This is a genomic window from Thalassobaculum litoreum DSM 18839 (genome assembly GCF_900102465.1).
Lineage (GTDB): Bacteria > Pseudomonadota > Alphaproteobacteria > Thalassobaculales > Thalassobaculaceae > Thalassobaculum > Thalassobaculum litoreum.
This window is the reverse complement of sequence record NZ_FNBW01000003.1, coordinates 281,178-300,743: the sequence shown is the minus strand read 5'-3', so window position 1 is coordinate 300,743 and position 19,566 is coordinate 281,178. Positions and strand designations below refer to the sequence as shown.

The following is a 19,566-nucleotide window of genomic DNA, read 5'->3' as shown; positions in this document are numbered from 1 at the left end:
GCCTCCTGGGGTGTTCCGGGGCAGACATACCGTGCCCCGCTCAGTTTCCCGCGTCATCCCGACCCCCTTTGGGATTACTGACGCAGGCGTGGATCGAGGACGTCCCGCAGCGCGTCGCCCAGCACATTGAAGGCGAGCACGATCAGAAAGATCACGAAGCTGGGGATGGTCGAGACATGCGGCGCGAAGAACAGGAAGTTGCGTCCTTCGGCCGCCATGGTGCCGAGCTCGGCGGTCGGCGGTTGGGCGCCGAGACCGATGAAGCTGAGGGCCGCGCCGAGCAGAATGGTCTGGCCGAGCTGCAGGGTCAGGTAGACGAAGATCGTCGACAGACAGTTCGGCAGCAGATGGCGCCAGATGATGCGCAGATCGCTCATGCCGATGGCGCGGCAGGCGGTGATGTACTCCATCTGCATCTGCACCAAGGCTGCACCCCGGGTGATGCGGGCGATGGTCGGGACGGCGGCGATCGTCAGCGCGATGGTGATGGCGAAGATGCCCGATCCCAGCACGGCGGCGATGGCGAGTCCGAACAGGATCGACGGGAACGACAGCAGGATGTCGACCAGCCGCATGATCGGGCCTTCCAGGCGCCGGTAATAGGCGGCGATCAGACCCAGAGCCGCGCCGATGAGGCCGCCGCAGATCACCGCCAGCACCCCCATGATCAGCGTGGTTCGGGTGCCGTAGAGCAACCGGGTGACGATGTCGCGACCCTGGCCGTCGGTCCCCAGCAGGTGCTCGGGCAACGCCCCTTCCGACCATACCGGCGGCTTCAGCATGTTGCGCAGGTTGTTGTCGTAGGGATCGTGCGGCGACAGCACCGGCGCGAAGATCGCGCAGAACACGATCACCGCCAGCACGATGGCCGAGAGCATCGCGCCCTTGTCCCGCGCCAGCTTGCGCAGGATCGACGACCGGGCCATCGCGGTTGTGGAATCGGGCTCCGTGGCGGCCGGTTCTACGGCGGCGGTTTGGACCTGCATGTCGGTCATCCCGCCCTCACCCGCGGGTCCAGCACGGCGTACAACACATCCACGATCATATTCACCAGAATGAAGGAAAGCGCGAGCACCAGGATGGCGCCCTGGCTGAGGGCGTAGTCGGCCGAGACGATGGCGCCGACAGCGAGCCGGCCGACGCCGGGCCAGGCGAACATGGACTCCGTCACCACGGCGCCGCCCAGCAGGAAGCCGATCTGCAGGCCGATCAGGGTGATCACCGGGATCAGCGAATTGCGCAGCGCGTGGGTCATGACGACCGTGTACTCGCTCACGCCCTTGGCCCGGGCGGTGCGCACGAAATCGCTGCCCAGGACCTCCAGCAGCGAGGTGCGGGTCATGCGCGCGACGGGGCCGATGAAGACGCCGCCCAGCGTGATCGCCGGCAGGGCGATGTGCCGCAGGCCTTCCAGCGTCCACAGCGGTCCGGCCCGGCCCTGGAACGGCAGAAGCTGCCACTTGAAGCCGACATACTGGATCAGCATCAGGCCGAACCAGAAGATCGGCATCGACACGCCGGCGACCGAGGCGGCCATGATGATGCGGTCGGAGACCTTGCCGCGGCGCACGGCTGCCAGGGTCCCCAAGGCGATGCCGAGCGGCACAGCCCAGATCAGGCTGGCAAACATCAGCTCGATCGTCGGGCCGACCGTGTTGCCGAGCTCGACGATCACCTCGGAATTGGAAATCAGCGACCGGCCGAGATCGCCCTGCAGCACGCGGCCGAGATACATGGCGAACTGGACGAGGACGGGTTCGTTCAGGCCCATGGCCTGGCGGATCGCCTCGACATCCGCGGCACTGGCGGTCGGTCCCGCAAGCACGGTCGCGGGGTCGGTCGGGACCACCTGCATGAGCAGGAATCCGATGAACAGGACGCCGATCAGGACTGGGATCGAGATCAGCAGACGGTGGGCAATATGATGCAGCACCGTGAGGGCGCTCCTCACGAAGGGGAAGTGGGATCGGTCGCCTTACAACGACCGTGCCAAAGGTGGCACGCGCCGGCGGATCCGCGCTAGTCCTTGATTTCTATTTGTGCACTTTCACGGTCGGGTCCCTGGCCATCCCGTAAAACGCTCAGCAATAAGGCAGACTCGGGGTCTTTTGCCGATTTTTCAGCCAGAAATTGGTGCCGAGGGGGCCGGTCCCGCGGGTTGCGGCGTCGAGGCATGCGCCCGCCGTACCTGCAAGGTTGTACCCACGACCGCCACCACCTCCGCCGACGCCCCCACCTCGAGATCCTCGTCGCAGGCGATGCGCCAGCGCGAGTCGCCCACGCGGGCCGCGCCGAATCCGTTGACCACCGCCTCGGTCACCCCGACGCGTTGGCCGACCAGGGACTGGCCGCGCTGGTTCAGCCCCCGCGCCGCCAGCATGTCGCCCTTCTGCCAGCGCCGCACGTAGACCCGCACCGGGACGTAGGACAGCAGCGCGTACAGCCCGAACAGGCCGATCTGATAGGCGGTCGGCATGTCGACGACGAACAGGGTGGCGCCGGTGGCCACACCGGCCAGGCCGAACCACAGGAAGACGGTCTCCGGCAGTACGATCTCCAGCGCCATCAGCACGAAGCCCAGGGTGGCCCAGTGCCACGCCTCCGGCCGGATCACCAGCAGATGGTCCATGACCGCCTCCTCAGCCGCGCCGCGGCGGGGGCGGCGGCAGGTCGTTGCCCGACACGCTGTTGAGCAGTTCCTTGATGCCGCCGATCGAGCCGATCACGGACGATGCCTCCAGCGGCATGAAGACGGTCTTCTGGTTCGGCGACCGGGCGAATTCCGACAGCGCCTCGACGTATTTCTGAGCGATGAAATAGTTGACCGCGTTGGTCCCCGTCGAGCCGATCGCCACGGCCACCAGACGGGTCGCCTCGGCCTCGGCCTGGGCCAGACGCTCGCGCGCCTCGGCCTGACGCTGGGCCGCCACCAGCTCGCCCTCCGCCTTCAGGATCTCGGACTGCTTGTCGCCCTCGGCCCGCTGGACCGCCGCCGCACGGTAGCCTTCCGCCTCCAGGATCTGCGCCCGCTTCTCCCGTTCGGCCTTCATCTGGCTCGCCATGGCGTCCAGCAGGTCCTTCGGCGGCGCGATGTCCTTGATCTCGACCCGGGTGATCTTCACGCCCCAGGGGTCGGTCGCCTCGTCCATCACCCGCAGGATGCGGGTGTTCATCTCGTCGCGCGACGACAGGGCGGCGTCCAGGGAGGTGCTGCCCAGCACCGAGCGGATGTTGGTCAGGGCCAGATTGATCACCGCCTGCTCGAGATCGCGCACCTCGTAGGCGGCGCGGCGGGCGTCGATCACCTGGAAGAAGACGATGGCGTCGACCCGGCAGGACGCGTTGTCATGGGTGATGACGTCCTGCTCGGGGATGTCGAGCACGTTCTCCATCATGTTGATCTTCTTGCCGATCCGGCTGAACAGCGGGTTGATCACCCCGAGCCCGGGTTCCAGCGTGGTCACGTAGCGGCCGAACCGTTCCACGGTCCACTGCTCGCCCTGCGGCACGATCCGCACGCCCTTCACCACGAGGAAGATCAGCACGACCGCCAGAACGATCAGGGCGATCTGTCCGCCGGAGACGAAATCCATCACAGGATCCATGGAAACCTCGCTTGTTCAGGCCGTTGCGCGGCCACCGGGAGCAGTATCCTCCGGCGCCGGTGATGGCCGCCAACAAAAACGAGGCCCACCTTCTACAGATGGGCCTCGCCGGAGGTCGCCGCAATCAGAATCGGCCGTGAAACGCGGCCGGCAGGGTGGTCAGCCGCCGAACTTGGCCTTCGCCTCGATCCGGCGCCGGTGCAGGACCGGCTCGGTGTAGCCGCTGGGCTGCTCGCGGCCCTTGAACACCAGGTCGCAGGCCGCCTGGAACGCCACGCTGCCGTCGAAATCGCCGGCCATCGGACGGTAGGCCGGATCGCCGGCGTTCTGGCCGTCGACCACCTTCGCCATGCGCTTCATGGTCTCCATCACCTGCTCCTCGCCGCACACGCCGTGGTGCAGCCAGTTGGCGATGTGCTGGCTGGAGATCCGCAGGGTGGCGCGGTCCTCCATCAGGCCGACATTGTTGATATCCGGCACCTTGGAGCAGCCGACCCCCTGGTCGACCCAGCGGACCACGTAGCCGAGGATGCCCTGGGCGTTGTTGTCCAGCTCGGCCTGGATGTCCTGGGGCGACCAGTTCGGCCGCGCCGCCACCGGCACCGTCAGGATGTCGTCCAGCTTGGCCCGGCCACGGGAGCGCAGTTCGTCCTGGCGCGCCTTCACGTCCACCGTGTGATAGTGGGTCGCGTGCAGGGTGGCGGCCGTCGGCGACGGCACCCAGGCGGTGTTGGCACCGGCCTTCGGGTGGCCGATCTTCTGCTCCAGCATGTCGGCCATCAGATCCGGCATGGCCCACATGCCCTTGCCGATCTGCGCCTTGCCGGTCAGACCGCATTCCAGCCCGATATCGACGTTCCAGTTCTCGTAGGCGGCGATCCACGGGGCGGCCTTCATGTCGCCCTTGCGGATCATCGGGCCCGCTTCCATGGAGGTGTGCATCTCGTCGCCGGTCCGGTCGAGGAAGCCGGTGTTGATGAAGGCGACCCGGCTCTTGGCGGCGCGGATGCATTCCTTGAGGTTGACGGTGGTGCGCCGCTCCTCGTCCATGATGCCCATCTTCAGGGTGTTCGGCGCCATGCCCAGCACCTGCTCGACCCGGCCGAACAGCTCGTTGGAGAAGGCGACCTCCTCGGGGCCGTGCATCTTCGGCTTCACGATATAGACCGAGCCGGCGCGGGTGTTGTGCAGACTGTGGTCGCCCTTGATGTCGTGCAGGGCGATGGCGCTGGTGAACATGGCGTCGAGGATGCCCTCGGGCACCTCGTTGCCGTCGCGGTCCAGCACCGCCGGGTTGGTCATCAGATGGCCGACATTGCGGACCAGCATCAGCGAACGGCCGTGCAGGCTGACAGAGGAGCCGTCCGGCGCGGTGTAGACCCGGTCCGGGTTCAGCTTGCGCTCGACGGTCTTGCCGCCCTTCTCGAACCGCTCGACCAGATCGCCCTTCATCAGGCCGAGCCAGTTGCGATAGGCGAGTACCTTGTCCGGCGCATCCACGGCGGCGACGGAATCCTCGCAGTCCATGATGGTGCTGACCGCGGATTCCAGGACCAAATCGGCGACATGGGCCTTGTCGGTCTTGCCGATCGGGTGGGAGGCGTCGATGACGATCTCGGCATGCATGCCGTTGCGCACCAGCAGGATACCGGTCGGCGCGGCCGCATCGCCCTTGTAGCCGACGAACTGGGCGGGGTCCTTCAGGCCGGTGGAACCGGACGCCATGGAGACCACCAGCTTGCCGCCCTCGACCGTGTAGCCGGTGGCATCCGCGTGGCTGCCCGCGGCGAGCGGGGCGGACCCGTCGAGGAACTTGCGGGCCCAGGCGATCACCTTGGCGCCGCGCGCCGGGTTGTAGCCGCCCGACTTCTCCGCACCGCCCTCCTCGGAGATCGCGTCGGTGCCGTACAGCGCGTCGTACAGGCTGCCCCAGCGCGCGTTGGCGGCGTTCAGGGCATAGCGCGCGTTCATCACCGGCACCACGAGCTGCGGGCCGGCGATCGAGGATATCTCCGGGTCCACATTCGCGGTGTCGACCTTGAAGTCCGGCCCTTCCTCCACGAGGTAGCCGATCTCCTTCAGGAAGGCCTTGTAGGCATCCAGGTCGCCGATCGGACCCGGGTTCGCCTTGTGCCAGGCGTCGATCTCCTCCTGGATCTTCTCGCGCCTGGCCAGCAGGGCGGCGTTGCGCGGAGCGAGATCGTGGACGATGGCGCCGAGCCCGTCCCAGAACGCGGCCGCCTCCACGCCGGTCCCCGGCAGAGCCTCGTTGACGGCGAAGTCGTAGAGCTCCTTCGCCACCTGCAGTCCGCCGACCTCAACCCGCTCCGTCATTCGCCTACTCCCTGAGTTTCTGAATTTGTCTGATTACCCGACGCTATAAACAAGACGGATTCCCACGGATCAAGGCAAACCTATTTTCGCCGGGCCACCGGCCCGACCGGACCTGGCTCCGACGAAAACAATTTCTCTGCTTAACCCTAGGTTAAAAAATTGCCTCTACCTTCACCGATTCCGAGGGCTGGTCCTCGATTCAGGCACAGGTGACGCATTCCATGATCAACCTGCAGACGCTGAGCTTATTCGACGACATGACGCCCCACGGCTATTGCCTGCTTTGGGATCCGGTTCTGATCTGGAGCCATGTGCTGGCCGATGTCGGTATCGCAGCGGCCTACCTGTCGATCCCCGCGGCGCTCGCGATCATCGCCCGACGCCGCCCGGATCTGAACCCGAACGGCATTCTCTACTTTTTCGCCGCCTTCATCATCCTGTGTGCGATCACCCATCTGTTCGGCCTGGTGACACTGTGGGTCCCGGCCTACAGCGCGGAGGCGGTGAGCAAGGTGATGACCGCGATCGTCTCCGTCGCGACCGCCGTGCTTGTCTGGCAGATGCTGAGCACCATCCTCACGGTCCCGACCCATGCGGCGCTGCGCGAAGCCAACGAAAAGCTGGCCCGGGCGAATGCCGAACTGGAGTCGCGGGTGGAGGCCCGGACGCGCCAGCTGCGCTGTGCCAACGAACGCCTGGAGGTGGTCGCCTCCGACGCGCGTGAAGCCGAGCGGGTGAAGACCCAGTTCCTGGCCCGCGTCAGCCATGAGCTGCGCACGCCCCTGAACGCGGTGCTCGGCTTCACCGATCTGCTGGACCTGCAGATCTCCGGACCGGTGAACGACACCCAGAAGGACTATCTGGACAGCATCCGCACCGCTTCCAACCAGCTCCTGCAGCAGATCAACGACATTCTCGACCTTGAGCGCCTGATCCAGCACGGCCCGAGTTTCACGCCGGAACCGGTCGCGGTGGACCGCACCATCGCCGATATCTGCCAGATGCTCTCCACCACGGCCCGGGACATGGGCATAGATCTGCTGACCCAGGTGCAGTCGGCCAGCTCGCTGTGTACCGACGAACGGGCGCTGCGGATGGTGCTGACCAACCTCATGTCCAACGCCATCAAATACTCCCGTCGCGGCGGCACGGTGGAAGTGATCGCCCGGGCCGTCGATGACGGCGTCGAGATCGCGATCCGCGACCAGGGCGTCGGCATCCCGGCGGACAAGCTCGCGGATGTGTTCGAACCGTTCTTCCGCGGCCACGAGCACGACCTGCCCAGCATCGGCGGCACCGGTCTCGGCCTCACCCTGGTCAAGCAGCTCGTCGACGCCTTGGGAGGCAACATCGTGCTGGACAGCACCCTGGGCCAGGGAACCACCGTGCAGCTTACCTTGCCCGAAATGGCACCCTATCCGCAGACCGCCGCATGAACACCGCAGCATGAACACCGCTCCATGAACACCACTCCATGAACACCGCAACATTCGCACCGCGGCGTGAACATCGTCGGCTCGCTGTGCTACGTACCTATTCATGAAACTGCCATTTCTCTCCCGCCCGAAGACCCCCGTGGTGGAGCGTCGGCGCCAGCCCCGGCTGCGCACGCGCGGCGACAGCTACGTGCGCCTCGAGGGCCGCGACGTGCCGCTGATCAACTGGTCGGAGGAAGGGTTCCTGGCCGGTCCCTATGCCGGCGGCCTGATCGCCGGTCAGAAGGCATCGGTCCGGATCGTGGTGCGCGACTATCACGACCGGACCGGAACGCTGGACCTGGACCTGACGGTCGTGATCAAACGGGTCGGCGGGCCCGGCCTCGCCGCCCGGTTCTTCTCCCCGGAGCGCTACAAGCGCCAGGCCCTGCAGAGCTACTATGCCGCCAAGCGCGCCGAGGTGAAGAAGCCGTGACCGATGCCCGGATCTTTGTGGACGCCGACGCCTGCCCGGTGCGCGACGAGGTTCTGACCGTCTCCGACCGGCTCGGCTGCGAGGTCTTTCTGGTCAGCAACCGGGGCTTCCGCGTCACCGACCGGCCCAAGGTGCACAACATCGTGGTCAGCCAGGATCTGGACGCCGCCGACGACTGGATCGTCGGCAAGGTGGCGGCCGAGGACGTCGTGGTGACCGGCGACATCCCCCTCGCCGCGCGCTGCCTGGAAGCCGGCTGCCGGGTGATCGACCACAAGGGCAAACCCTTCACCGCCGCCAATATCGGCATGGCGCTGAGCATGCGCGAGCTGATGAGCGACCTGCGGGCGATGGGCGAATCCAAGGGTGGCGGCCCGGCCTTCACCAAGCAGGACCGCTCGCGGTTCCTGGAAGCCCTGGACCGCGCCCTGCAGGGCTGAGGTCAGGCCTCGTCCGGCTCGTAGCTCAACAGATCCGCCGGCTGACAGTCGAGCTCGGCGCAGATCCGCGCCAGGGTCTCGAACCGCACGCCCTTCACCTTGCCCGAGCGCAGCAGCGACAGGTTCTGCTCGGTCATGCCGATCCGCTCGGCCAGTTCCTTGCCGCGCATCTTCCGGCGGGCCAGCATGACATCCAGGGTGACGGTGATCGGCACGACGGTCAGGCGCCCCTATAAGCTAGACGAACTGCCGGTTCTCGTCGGCGATCTCCGCCGCCTCGCGCAGCACGGTCGCCAGCGCCACCATCAGAAGGCCGATCGCGAACAGCACGACGTCGTCGCTGGAGAACGAGATCTGCAGCTGGCGGCTGCCCGGCGGCATCGCCCGGGTCAGCCAGACCGACAGCAGGGCGTGGGCGACGACCTTTGCCGGCACCACGGCGAGCAGGGAGATCGCGAAACGGCGCAGCCGGACCGCATTGCCGGCATCGAACAGGTCGCCCGCCGCGAACCGGCCGAACAGCGCGGCCAGATTCAGGAACCCCCAGACCCCGATCGCCGCCGGCAGCATCGAGATCGCGTAGCCGCCGATCCGGTCGAGACCCGAGAACGTCCCGACCCCGAGGCCGGGCATGACCGAGGGGGCAAAGACCTCGAACCGCATCCACACACCGATCAGCACGACCGGTCCGAAGGCGGCAAGCGCGAGGCTGACCCACCGCATGATCCCCGCCAGCCGCCGCAATCGTGCCCTGCGACGCTCGTCAGATCGGACCTCGCTCATGGACTCGCTCCAATACATCCTCGACAAAATCACCCTAATAGGATAAAAAATTAATGTCTAACAATGATTTTTTGGATCGGAAATGCGTATCGCGACCGCCGTTGTGCTTTGCCTGACCATGCTTGCCGGATGCACGTGGAAGGAGTCCGGCATCGATCCGGTGCGGTGGCTGAGCACTGTCGCCCAGGCCGGCTGCGACGCCGTGCGGAACTGCGGAACTGACACCGGCGGCGACCGCCGGCGCTATTAGAGCGGCTCGGGCTTGAGCATGACCCGCGGCATCCGAGCGCGCCCCAGGGTCATGGTCACGTCATGGGGCAGGTCGACGAATTCCTCGTCCTTCTCGCCGCCGTCCAGGAACATCACCGTGGCGAAGACCGCCGGCCGGTCGAGCACGGTCATCGGATGGTGCCAGACATTGGCGTTGTAGCTGACGCCCTGATCGCCCTTGGCGAGGAACAGGGTGAGCTGCTCGGGATCCGGCCGTCCGTCCTCCCCATGCGGAGCCACCAGAACCAGATAGCGCGCCACATCGACCGGCAGGAAGGCCTGGCTGGAGAACTCGTGGCGCTCCATGGTCCGGGTGACCAGCGGCATCGGGCTCGGCATGGTCATGCTGGTACGGAAGCAGACCTGGGCGGCCGCCCCCCGCAGGTTCTGGCTGAAGGCGGAATAGTCGACCCGGCTCGGCCCGGTCGGCAGCGCGAGTACATGGCCGTACGGCGCGAAGGCGTCGGCGGTCAGCGGAATCGGTGTCAGAACGGTCATCGGAATCCTCGGCGGATGCGAACGGCGCGAGCCTATCCGGCGCCGTTGCCCCGGTCATCGGAGATTCGCTCGGGCGGCAGCTGAATCAGCCCCTGCGCCATCAGCTCGCGGCGTCCCTTCTCCCAGATCGGCTCGGCCTCCTCGGTCGTCATCCGGCCGAAGCAGTTCATGTAGATCTCCGAAAGCCTGAGGAAGCCCGCCTTGTGGCGCCGCGCCCAGGCCTCCAGAGTCCAGACCTCGTCCGACGGCGCCACGCTGGTGTCGATCCCGCAGAACATGGCGTCGACCTCTCCGTCGGCGGTCCGGGGGCGGCAGGGCAGCAGGCCGTAGTCGAAATCCTCGAAGAACAGGACCCGGGCGTCCTCGTCGGCGTTGCGGGTCTGGTAGACGATGCCGTCCACCGCGCTCTGCGGATCGGCGATCAGCATCGGGAAGCTGTCCTTCCACACCCGCACCCGGCGATAGCCGTCCAGGGTCGCCGGCTCGAAGCGGTCGTCGGAAACCGGCCGTGCCAGAACCAGCTCCAGCACATCCCGATCCATCAGGGTCCCGAAGAAGAAATACCGCGTCGACATCGCCCGTCCCGTTCCGTCGGCGCCCGAACCGGGCATGCTGTCCAAGGCTTCGGCGCACCGATAGACGATCGTGCTGTAGACGGCAATGACAAGAGACGGCAGTTTGGGGCCATGTCTACGACCGATCATGAACCCGCAATGGCCGAGCAGAAGAAGACAAGACCGGATCCGCCGCTTTTCTGGGGACAGCGCCTGCCGAACTTCGTGGAACGGACCCGCGAGGGCGGCCGCTTCGAGCTCTATCGCGACGTGACCCGGGGCCCGGTGGTGATCCTGGCCAATCCGACGGCCGAACTGGTGCAGTCGGTGATCGACACCGCCTGTGCGGTCATGCCGGAGACCAATGTCGTTGTCCTCGGCGATGTCGCGATCCCGGACGACGCAGCACAGCCGAAGGCCGTCCTGACGGACACCGACGGCGCGCGGCGGCGGGCGCTGTTCACCAACCGGGACGATCTGACCGCCGTGATCGTCGCCGACCAGGACCAGCGCGGCGTCGCCGCCTTCTTCGTCGACGACTATCTGAAGGTCCGCCTCGAAGTGGCCCTCGCCCCGCTGAAGCGCCCGGAGCCGGCGATGCGGCGATCGACCGCGCCGGTGCTGGTCCTGCCGAACATCATCGACCCGGGTCTGCGCGACGACCTGCTGGAGGCCTTCCACCTCCATAACGAGGAGGGCACCGTCAGCGTGACGGTGGACGGCAAGGACGCCTCCCGCGTCGCGCCGGATTTCAAGCGGCGCCGAGACCTCACCCTCGACCGCAAGGGGCCGCTCTACGCCGCCGTCTCCAGAGCGATCGGCAAGCGGCTGATGCCGGAGTTGTACAAGGCCTGGTGGGTCACCCACCTGCGCACCGAGGCGTTCTACGTCGCCAGCTACACGGCCGAGCGCGGCGATTTCTTCGTGGCCCACCGGGACAACACCCTGCCGCAGACGGCGGACCGGCGGATCGCCATCAGCATCGAACTGAACGACGACTACACGGGGGGCGGGCTGATCTTTCCGGAATACAGCGACGACCAGTGGCGTGCGCCGCCGGGCGGCGGGCTCGCCTTTTCCTGCTCGTTGATGCACGAGGCGGTGGCGGTGGAGAGCGGGACGCGGTACGTCCTGCTGGTCTTCCTGGCGGCGCCGTGATCGATTGGCACGCCCGATGGCATCCATAGCCGGCAAGGCCTTGCCCGGAGCCCGATCCATGCCATTTCGCAAGGACGTTCGCAGGCCGGACCACACCCGCAGGCCGGGCCGCAACCGAAGTCGCACTCGGGAAAAAGAAGAATGAGCCCGCGCATCACCTCCTCCATCCCCGGGGTCGCCGACCACCCCGTCGTCACGCTGGGTCGCGTGGGCGTCCTGCTGGTCAATCTCGGCACGCCGGATTCCACCGACGTCCCGGACGTGCGGCGCTATCTGGCCCAGTTCCTGTCCGACCGTCGGGTGATCGAGCTCAACCCGATCCTGTGGAAGGCGATCCTGCACGGCATCATCCTACGCACCCGCCCGCCGAAGACGGCGGAGGCCTATCGCGCGATCTGGATGACCGAGAGCAACGAGTCGCCGCTGCGCCACTACACCCGCGAGGAGGCGGCCCGGCTGGCCGAGCGGCTGGATCCCACGGGCGAGACGCTGGTGGTCGACTGGGGCATGCGCTACGGCACCCCGTCGGTGGGCGAGCGCATGCGGGCGCTGCAGGAGCAGGGCTGCGACCGCATCCTGATCGTGCCGCTCTATCCACAGTATTCCGCCTCCACCACCGGCACCGTGGTCGACGAGGTGGCGCGCGAGCTGCTGAAGCTACGCTGGCAGCCGGCGATCCGGACACAGCCGGCCTTCCATGACGACCCGGCCTATATCGAGGCGGTGGCGCAGGGGATCGAGCACCACCTGTCCACTTTGGACTGGGAGCCGGAGGTGATCCTGGCCTCCTTCCACGGTCTGCCGAAGCGCTACCTGCTGGCGGGCGATCCGTATCACTGCCACTGCGCCAAGACCGCCCGGCTGCTGCGCGAACGCCTGGGCCTGAGCGAGAGCGCCTTCCGCCTCACCTTCCAGTCGCGGTTCGGCCGCGAGGAATGGCTGCAGCCCTACACGGACGAGACCATCACCGCCCTGGCCGAGAAGGAGGGCGTGAAGCGGCTCGCTGTGGTCATGCCCGGCTTCGTCGCCGATTGCGTGGAAACGCTGGAGGAGATCGCCATGCAGGGGCGCGAGACCTTCGAGGAGGCGGGCGGCACCCACTTCTCGGCCATTCCCTGCGTCAACGACAGCGACGCCGCCATCGACATGCTGGAGGCGCTGGTCACCCGCGAGCTCGGCGGCTGGTGGGCCAAGGCTCAGAAATAGGCGACGGCCACCGCGTCGGGATCGTCCACGCCGATCAGCTCGATCCGCGTCCCGCTCGACAGCCGGATCACCGAGTAATCGCCGAAATCGAGCCGTGTCGTGACCTCGGTCCCGCTCTGCACGAGAAGCTGGTCCTCGCCCACCGCGAAGCCCTCGATGGTGTCTCGGTCCTCGTCCGCCGCGCCGTAGACGAAGACGTCGGACCCGGCGCCGCCGACCAGCACATCGTCGCCCTCCCCGCCCGACAGTCTGTCCCGGTCCTGCCCGCCATACAGGGTGTCGTCGCCCGAGCCGCCGCGCAGCAGGTCGTCGCCCTGGTTGCCGTAGACGATGTCGTCCCCGGCACCGCCGTCCAGCGTGTCCTCGCCGGTGAGATAGACCAGCGCGCCGTCGACGATCTCGGCCCCGGCCTCGCCGTTGCGGCCACCGTGGATCACGTCGTCGTCCTCGCCGCCCCAGATGGCGTCGTCGTCCTGGCCGCCATACAGGGTGTCCTCGCCGGCGCCGCCGGTCAGGCTGTCGCGCCCTGCATTGCCGTAGACCACGTCGTCGCCGCCCAGCGCGTCGAGGATGTCGCGTCCATCGAAGCCGTACAGGATCTCGTCGTCGGACCCGCCGAACAGGGTATCCGCACCGAGCGAGCCGGTGAGCTGGTCGGTGGTGACGGTAACGGTGATGATTGGATCGGCCATGGGACCTCCCGCAGGACTGTGTCCCTGGCCCTAACGCAAGATGCCTGCCAATCCGTCGGTCGTGACGGAAATCAGAGCAGATCCGGCGCGACCACGCGGTTGCAGCCGGCGGCCCGTGCCGCCTCCACCCGGTCGACGGCGCGGGCGAGCATGTTCTGCAGATCCGGCGTCTGTGCCCGGGCGCTGCGGGTCATGCCGTCGATGCCGATGCTCACGGTCACCGGGATCGCGGTTCCGTCCTCGGCATAGAACCGCATCGACTGCACCGCGACACGCAGGCGCTGCCCTACCGCACGGACGGCGGCGAGATCGATATCCGTATGCAGAATGGCGAAGGAACTGGCGTCGATCCGCCCGACCACGTCGTGGCCGCGGACCTCGTTCAGCAGACACTGCCCCACGCCGCGCACGATCATATCGGCGCAGTCGGGACCGTAGCGGGCGCGGACGGTGTCGATGTGGTCGATCTCAACCAGGGTGAGGGCCGATGCGGCATGCAGCTGCATGCCCAGGCGACGCCGGGCCCGGTCTTCGAAGCCGCGCCGGCCGATCAGTCCGGAAACCGGATCCTCGATGTCGTCCGGCACGTCGACCCACTTCTCCTCACCAAGGGCCAGCAACGCCTGACTGTTCATCTCAGCAACCATGATTCAACGACGAAATAACGTGGGTATGCATACAGTATAGCGCCCACAGGTAAACAATTCGTTTACAACCATAGCGCTATATTGCGCCCATAGAATCACAACGTGTTGATCGGCACCTTCAGCACCGGCCGCCCGTCTTCACCGGTCGGCATGTGGCCCCCGCGCATGTTCACCTGGATCGACGGGATGATCAGCCGCGGCATCGACAGGGTGCGGTCCCGCTCGGTGCGCAGCTTCACGAAACCGGCCTTGTCCCGGCCCTGCGCTTCGCTGCCCACATGGATGTTGCGGGCCTTCTCCTCGGCCACCGTGGTCTCCCAGCGGATGTCGCGGCCGTTGGGGCCATAGTCGTGGCACATGAACAGCCGCATCTTCTCGGGCAGGGCGAGCACCTTCTGGATCGAGTCGTAGAGCTCGCCCGCATCGCCGCCCGGGAAGTCGGCCCGTGCCGTCCCCCCGTCGGGCATGAACAGGGTGTCGCCGACAAAGGCGGCGTCGCCCAGCACATGGGTCATGCAGGCCGGGGTGTGCCCGGGCGTGTGCATGGCGAAACCGGTCATCGAGCCGACGGTATAGGTGTCGCCGTCCTCGAACAGCCGGTCGAACTGGCTGCCGTCGCGCTGGAAGGCGGTGCCCTCGTTGAACACCTTGCCGAAGGTCTCCTGCACCTCGACGATCTTGGCGCCGATGCCGATCTTGCCGCCCAGCGTCTCCTGGATATAGGGCGCCGCCGACAGGTGATCGGCATGGACATGGGTCTCGATCAGCCATTCCAGCGTGAGCCGCTGCTCGCGGATGAAGGCGATCAGGGTGTCCGCATGGGCATGTGACAGCCGGCCGGCGGCATAGTCGATGTCCAGCACCGAGTCGTAGACCGCACAGGCCCGGGTCGACGGATCGACGGCCACATGGCTGATGGTGTTGGTGTCGGGATCGAAGAAGCTGGTGACGTCGGGATGCACCGACAGATCGACCGGATAGGTGGGCATGACACTCCTCCCGGAAATTCTCGCCGCGCGCGTTTACCGCGCCTCCTTACAATATGGGCCTCCGGATCGGCGGAATCGAGCGTTGCGGTAAGGCCTGCGACCTACCGCCGCCAGTTGATCGCCACCACACCTGCGATGGCGGCCACCACGCCGGCGATAACGGTCGGGGTCAGGGTCTCGCCCAGCACCAGCACGCCGAGCAGAACGCCGACCCCCGCCCGCAGATAGCTCTGGCTCGCCACGCCGAGGGAACCGAGGGTGCGCACCAGGCGGAAATACAGCAGCAGGGCGAGGCCGGTACACGCCACGCCCAGCACCAGCGCGGCCACGAGTGCGGTCATGGACGGGGTCAGGGTCCACGGCCGATCCAGTACCAGGCTCGCGGGGAGGAGCACGGCCGAGGCGCAGAGCATGGTGCCTGCCGCCGTCACCACCGGCGGCAGATGCGCGAAGCGCCGGCCATGCAAGGCGGCAGCGGCATAGAGCCCGGCACTCACCAGGACGGCGATCTGTGCGGCGACCTGGCCGCCGAGGCCGTTGAGCGCATCGGTGCCGACGATCAGCACCACCCCGCCGAGGCCGAGGCAGGCGCCGACCAGCCGCAGCCCGCCGGTCGCCTCGTGCCGGGTGACCAGAACCGTGAACAGGAACACGAAGAGCGGCGAGGTCGAGTTCAGCACCGCCCCCAGCGCGCTCTCGATCTGCCGCTGTCCCCAGGCCAGCAGGGTCCAGGCGCCATAGCTGTTGAGGAAGGCCTGCAGAAACAGCCGGCCCCAGATCGTGCGTCCCCGCGGCAGGCACTCGCCCTGGGCGGCGGCGATGGCCATGAGCAGAGCGGCCGCCACCGTCACCCGGACCGCGATCAGCGTCACCGGCGGGATCTCCGCCACCGCGACCTTGAGCAGCGGATAGGATCCGCCCCACAGCAGCGCCAGGCAGGCCAGCAGAGCGAGTTCCAGGGCGGGAGGGGCTGTCCGCGGTGTCATGTCGGACTCTTAAAACCGGTTGCGATGACCCAGGCTAGGCGCTGCCGAGTTCGGGATGCTTCGGCGGCGCCCGAACCATACGGCTTTTCCGCCGGGACCGGCCCGTCTACCGTCACGCCATGATCCCGCCTTCGACACTCCCGCCCTGGCTGCGCGTCGCCATCGGCGCCCAATGCGGCCTGCTGATCGGCATGGGGCTGGGACGATTCTCCTACACGCCGATGGTCCCCGCCCTGATCGAGTCGGGCAGTCTGAGCGAGGCGCAGGCCGGCTATGTCGGGGCGATCAATCTCGGCGGCTACCTGCTCGGCGGCCTCGCCGTGCCCTGGCTGCTGCGCCGGGCCGACCGGGTGGTCTGGCTGCGGGCGGCGATCTGCCTGTCGGTGCTCTGCCTGCTCGCCAGCATCGTGCCGGGCGGGTTCCTGTGGCTGGCCTTCTGGCGCGGACTGATCGGCATCGCCGTGGCGGTGATCATGATCCTCGGCATCTCCAGCGTCACCGCCACCGCGCCGACCGGCCGGACCGGCATCGCCACGGCGACGGCCTATACCGGCGTCGGCGCGGGCATTCTGCTGGCGGCGGCCGGCCTGCCCTGGCTGCTGGCGCTCGGGGAGATCTGGGCCTGGACCGGGACGGCGGCGATCGGCATGGCGGCGCTGGTCGTCGCCCTGTGGGCCTGGTCGGGACCGGCCGCCGAGGTCGCCAGGGCGATCCCGCCGCCACCCGCGACATTGGGATCGGCGCGCGGCGACGGACTGCGCCTCGTCCTGGCCCAGGGGCTGTTCGCCGTCGGCCTGGTGCCGCATTCGATCTACTGGGTCGACTATCTGGTCCGCGCGCTCGGCTGGAGCACCGGCGCGGCCGGGGCGCAGTGGGTGCTGTTCGGTGCCGCGGCCATCGCCGGCACGCTGGTCTGGGGACGGATCGGCGACCGGATCGGCTTCCGCCCCTCCCTGATCGCGGTCTATCTCAGCCTCGCCCTCGGCGCGGTCCTGCCGGTGCTGGTGACGGCCACGCCGGCGATCCTGCTCTCCAGCCTGCTGGTCGGCGCCCAGCCCGGCCTGACCGCGATCATCGCCAGCCAGGCGCAGCGGGTGATGGGGCCGGGCTCCATGCTCGGGTTGTGGCGCTGGATGGTGCTGTCGGTGGGGGCCGCACAGTTGGTGGGCGGCTACGCCCTGGTGGCGCTGTTCAACGCCACCGGGTCGTATCTCGCCGTGTTCGGGGCCGGCGGCCTTGCCTTCGCCGCCGGTGCCGTCCTGGTCGTCGGCCTGAAGGGCCGCGCTTAGAGCTAATTACGATCAGATGGAAACTTCTGCTCGTGTGAATTTGCTCCATCTTTAATGGGCTAGAGGGCGATTCACGGTTCAGATCGTTCCGAGCCGAACCGATCGCGCGCTAGGCGGCGAAGGCGCTGCGGGCGCCACCGCTCTTCTGGGTCTTGAAGATCGAGCCGCTCTCCGGCGCCGGCGGTAGCGGAACCCGGATCGGCAGGGCCTCCATGCGCGGCGTCATGGTGAGCCCGCCGGTGATGATCCGGTCCTGCAGGTCGGCATAGAATTTCCGCTGGCCGAGGCTGTGGATGTAGGAGCCGCCGCCGAGGATCGGCCAGGCATCGGCCGCGTTGCACTCGTAGAACAGGATCAGCCGGTTGCGGTCGCTGGTGTTCGGCGCCGAGCCGTGCAGGGTGCGGGCGTGGTGCACGGTCATCGACCCGGCCTTGCCGGTCAGGGTCACCGCCTTGTCGAGATGGAAATCCGGGTCGGACGGATCGACCGCGCCGCAGAACACGCCATCGGCATTGGTATGGGCCAGCACCGGTCCCTTGTGGCTGCCGGGGATGACCTTCAGCGGGCCGTTGCTCTCGTCCACATCCTCCAGCATCAGGCCGAAGGCGAGCACGCTGTCGTTGGTGTGCGGGTAGAAGGCCCAGTCCTGGTGCCATTCCACCGCCTGGCCGCCGCCGGGCGCCTTGGTGTTCAGCTTGCTGGTCTGGATCAGCGTGTCCGGGCCGAGCAGGTCGGTCAGCACCTCGGTGATCGCCGAGTTCTTCAGCACGTCCCAGTACAGCGGGTCCTGCTTGTGCGGCAGCTTGATGCGGGTCAGGCGCGGATTGTCCGGGGAATGGCCGTCGTCCAGATCGTAGACGTCGTCGGTCTCAGTGACCGGCCGCGACGCGTCGATCAGCCGGTAGGTGGTCTCCTGGAGCGCCTTGAGCTGCTCCGGGGTGACCGCGTTCTCGACCATCAGGTAGCCGTTCTCGTTATAGAAGTCGATCTGTTCGCGCGACAGCATGGCATGCCTCCCTGGCTGTTATGTTATCGGTAACATAGCGCCGGAAAACTCGTCAATGGTATCGATATCATCTATGCTCGAGTCCGATATCGGAGGGATGCGGATGGCGATCGAGACCGGCGGCTGGGTGACCATGGGCGAGGTGGCCGAGCGGGCCGGCGTCTCCAAGATCACCGTGTCGCGCGTCCTGCGCTCTCCCGACAAGGTGAAGCAGGAGACGCGGGAGCGGGTGCGCGCCGCCATCGCCGAGCTCGGTTATGTACCGGACGAGGCGGCGGGCGGCCTGTCGTCGCGACGCAGCCGGATCGTCGGCGCGGTGATCTCCACCCTGGCCGGCTCGACCTTCGCTTCCACCGTCGACGGGCTCGGCGACCGGCTGCGGCAGAACGGTCACCAGCTCCTGCTGGCCGGCACCGACTACTCCTCGGCCCGGGAGGCGGATGCGGTCGCCGCCATGCTCGGCCGGCGGCCCGACGGCCTTGTGCTGACCAGCACGACCCACCGCGACGACACCCGCCGGACCCTGGAGGCGAGCCGCATCCCGGTGGTGGAGATCTGGGAACTGCCAGTCGACCCAATCGGCTATGCGGTCGGGTTCTCCAACCGCGATGCCGGCGCGGCGATGGCCCGGCACCTGCTGGCGGCGGGACGTCGGCGCATGGCGTTCATCGGCACGGCCGGCGAGGACGACCGGCGCGGTCGCCTGCGCTACGACGGCTTCGCCGAGGTTCTGGAACAGAGCGGGGTCGCCGAGGTCCGGGCCACCGCCGCCGCCTCCGGCACCCAGACGGCGCGCGGCGCCAGAGGCCTCGCCGCCGTGCTGGAGCGCTGGCCGGACACCGACGCCGTCTTCTGCTCCAGCGACACCCTGGCCCTGGGGGCGCTGAGCGAGGCGCGCCGGCGCGGCCTGACGGTGCCCGAGGATATCGCCATCGCCGGCTTCGGCGATTTCGAGTTCGCCGGCGAGTTCGGCCTGGGCCTGACGACCGTGCGGGTGCCAGGCCCGGACATCGGCGAGGTGGCCGCCCAACTCATCCTCGACGTCAATGCCGGGCTCGAGCCGCCGAGCCGAACGGTCGATCTCGGATTCCAAGTGATCGCGCGCGCCACGACCTGACTCCTGACGGTTGACTCAGGTCAACGCACGCATCTTCAACTCCGGATATGCATCCTCATGTAAAGACCGTTAGGAGGAGCG

The 19,566-nt window shown here is 67.5% G+C and carries 22 protein-coding genes; 8 read left to right on the top strand and 14 right to left on the bottom strand.

The window, feature by feature from the left end:
- Nucleotides 1-74: 74 nt before the first annotated feature.
- The 5 genes from BLS34_RS06605 to BLS34_RS06585 form a co-directional block, all read right to left on the bottom strand.
- Nucleotides 75-986: an ABC transporter permease gene (locus BLS34_RS06605; protein WP_093149250.1), complete on the bottom strand. Its 912-nt coding sequence runs from the start codon at nt 984-986 to the stop codon at nt 75-77.
- 5 nt (nt 987-991) lie between these two features.
- Nucleotides 992-1,933 carry an ABC transporter permease gene (locus tag BLS34_RS06600; protein WP_028795467.1) on the bottom strand — a complete coding sequence of 314 codons (942 nt, stop codon included), beginning with the start codon at nt 1,931-1,933 and terminating at the stop codon, nt 992-994.
- 186 nt (nt 1,934-2,119) lie between these two features.
- Nucleotides 2,120-2,629: an NfeD family protein gene (locus tag BLS34_RS06595; RefSeq protein WP_051244991.1), complete on the bottom strand. Its 510-nt coding sequence runs from the start codon at nt 2,627-2,629 to the stop codon at nt 2,120-2,122.
- Nucleotides 2,630-2,639: 10 nt separating this feature from the next.
- Nucleotides 2,640-3,605, bottom strand: coding sequence for an SPFH domain-containing protein (locus tag BLS34_RS06590; protein WP_093149070.1), 966 nt, complete (start codon nt 3,603-3,605; stop codon nt 2,640-2,642).
- Between the two features lie 159 nt (nt 3,606-3,764).
- The gene (locus tag BLS34_RS06585; RefSeq protein ID WP_093149068.1) at nt 3,765-5,939 is read right to left on the bottom strand and encodes a malate synthase G; all 2,175 of its coding nucleotides are present in this window, start codon (nt 5,937-5,939) and stop codon (nt 3,765-3,767) included.
- A gap of 221 nt (nt 5,940-6,160) precedes the next feature.
- On the opposite strand from BLS34_RS06585, the gene BLS34_RS06580 reads away from it, so the two are divergent.
- From BLS34_RS06580 to BLS34_RS06570, 3 genes are all read left to right on the top strand, one after another.
- Nucleotides 6,161-7,375 carry a sensor histidine kinase gene (locus tag BLS34_RS06580; RefSeq protein WP_028795470.1) on the top strand — a complete coding sequence of 405 codons (1,215 nt, stop codon included), beginning with the start codon at nt 6,161-6,163 and terminating at the stop codon, nt 7,373-7,375.
- A gap of 103 nt (nt 7,376-7,478) precedes the next feature.
- Nucleotides 7,479-7,850, top strand: a complete 372-nt coding sequence (locus BLS34_RS06575; protein WP_139189122.1) for a hypothetical protein — start codon at nt 7,479-7,481, stop codon at nt 7,848-7,850.
- The gene (locus tag BLS34_RS06570) at nt 7,847-8,290 is read left to right on the top strand and encodes a YaiI/YqxD family protein (RefSeq protein ID WP_028795472.1); all 444 of its coding nucleotides are present in this window, start codon (nt 7,847-7,849) and stop codon (nt 8,288-8,290) included. Before BLS34_RS06575 ends, BLS34_RS06570 begins: the two co-directional genes overlap by 4 nt.
- 2 nt (nt 8,291-8,292) lie before the next feature.
- Here the strand turns inward: BLS34_RS06570 and BLS34_RS06565 are convergent, their stop codons facing one another.
- The gene (locus tag BLS34_RS06565) at nt 8,293-8,505 is read right to left on the bottom strand and encodes a helix-turn-helix domain-containing protein (protein ID WP_028795473.1); all 213 of its coding nucleotides are present in this window, start codon (nt 8,503-8,505) and stop codon (nt 8,293-8,295) included.
- Nucleotides 8,506-8,527: 22 nt separating this feature from the next.
- Entirely contained in the window at nt 8,528-9,073 is a 546-nt protein-coding gene (locus BLS34_RS06560; RefSeq protein WP_175474132.1) for a DUF2975 domain-containing protein, read from the bottom strand.
- An 82-nt stretch (nt 9,074-9,155) separates the two neighbouring features.
- Between BLS34_RS06560 and BLS34_RS25805 the strand changes: the two genes are divergently transcribed.
- Nucleotides 9,156-9,323 (top strand): hypothetical protein, encoded by a 168-nt coding sequence (locus BLS34_RS25805; protein WP_175474131.1) that lies wholly within the window; start codon nt 9,156-9,158, stop codon nt 9,321-9,323.
- On the opposite strand, the gene BLS34_RS06555 is transcribed toward BLS34_RS25805, so the two are convergent.
- Both BLS34_RS06555 and BLS34_RS25800 read right to left on the bottom strand, forming a co-directional pair.
- Nucleotides 9,320-9,841: an ureidoglycolate lyase gene (locus tag BLS34_RS06555; RefSeq protein ID WP_093149064.1), complete on the bottom strand. Its 522-nt coding sequence runs from the start codon at nt 9,839-9,841 to the stop codon at nt 9,320-9,322. The two genes, BLS34_RS25805 and BLS34_RS06555, sit on opposite strands and share 4 nt — an antisense overlap.
- A 32-nt stretch (nt 9,842-9,873) precedes the next feature.
- The gene (locus BLS34_RS25800; protein WP_175474130.1) at nt 9,874-10,416 is read right to left on the bottom strand and encodes a gamma-glutamylcyclotransferase family protein; all 543 of its coding nucleotides are present in this window, start codon (nt 10,414-10,416) and stop codon (nt 9,874-9,876) included.
- Between the two features lie 138 nt (nt 10,417-10,554).
- Between BLS34_RS25800 and BLS34_RS25305 the strand changes: the two genes are divergently transcribed.
- A complete protein-coding gene (locus tag BLS34_RS25305) occupies nt 10,555-11,553 on the top strand; it encodes a 2OG-Fe(II) oxygenase (protein ID WP_175474129.1) in 999 nt (332 codons plus the stop codon).
- A 141-nt stretch (nt 11,554-11,694) separates the two neighbouring features.
- Complete coding sequence (hemH, locus tag BLS34_RS06545; RefSeq protein WP_093149060.1) at nt 11,695-12,759, top strand: ferrochelatase; 1,065 nt, start codon at nt 11,695-11,697, stop codon at nt 12,757-12,759.
- On the opposite strand, the gene BLS34_RS06540 is transcribed toward hemH, so the two are convergent.
- The 4 genes from BLS34_RS06540 to BLS34_RS06525 all read right to left on the bottom strand — a co-directional run bounded on the left by BLS34_RS06540 (nt 12,750) and on the right by BLS34_RS06525 (nt 16,073).
- Nucleotides 12,750-13,451: a calcium-binding protein gene (locus tag BLS34_RS06540; RefSeq protein WP_051244995.1), complete on the bottom strand. Its 702-nt coding sequence runs from the start codon at nt 13,449-13,451 to the stop codon at nt 12,750-12,752. The genes hemH and BLS34_RS06540 overlap by 10 nt on opposite strands.
- A 71-nt stretch (nt 13,452-13,522) precedes the next feature.
- A complete protein-coding gene (locus BLS34_RS06535) occupies nt 13,523-14,086 on the bottom strand; it encodes a GGDEF domain-containing protein (protein WP_175474128.1) in 564 nt (187 codons plus the stop codon).
- A 107-nt stretch (nt 14,087-14,193) separates the two neighbouring features.
- Nucleotides 14,194-15,087 carry an MBL fold metallo-hydrolase gene (locus BLS34_RS06530; RefSeq protein ID WP_093149056.1) on the bottom strand — a complete coding sequence of 298 codons (894 nt, stop codon included), beginning with the start codon at nt 15,085-15,087 and terminating at the stop codon, nt 14,194-14,196.
- A gap of 101 nt (nt 15,088-15,188) precedes the next feature.
- Nucleotides 15,189-16,073, bottom strand: a complete 885-nt coding sequence (locus BLS34_RS06525; protein WP_093149053.1) for a DMT family transporter — start codon at nt 16,071-16,073, stop codon at nt 15,189-15,191.
- A gap of 119 nt (nt 16,074-16,192) precedes the next feature.
- Between BLS34_RS06525 and BLS34_RS06520 the strand changes: the two genes are divergently transcribed.
- Complete coding sequence (locus BLS34_RS06520) at nt 16,193-17,362, top strand: YbfB/YjiJ family MFS transporter (protein ID WP_093149052.1); 1,170 nt, start codon at nt 16,193-16,195, stop codon at nt 17,360-17,362.
- Between the two features lie 109 nt (nt 17,363-17,471).
- On the opposite strand, the gene BLS34_RS06515 is transcribed toward BLS34_RS06520, so the two are convergent.
- The gene (locus BLS34_RS06515; RefSeq protein ID WP_028795480.1) at nt 17,472-18,368 is read right to left on the bottom strand and encodes a phytanoyl-CoA dioxygenase family protein; all 897 of its coding nucleotides are present in this window, start codon (nt 18,366-18,368) and stop codon (nt 17,472-17,474) included.
- Between the two features lie 103 nt (nt 18,369-18,471).
- On the opposite strand from BLS34_RS06515, the gene BLS34_RS06510 reads away from it, so the two are divergent.
- Entirely contained in the window at nt 18,472-19,485 is a 1,014-nt protein-coding gene (locus BLS34_RS06510; protein WP_175474127.1) for a LacI family DNA-binding transcriptional regulator, read from the top strand.
- The last annotated feature ends 81 nt before the right edge of the window (nt 19,486-19,566 follow it).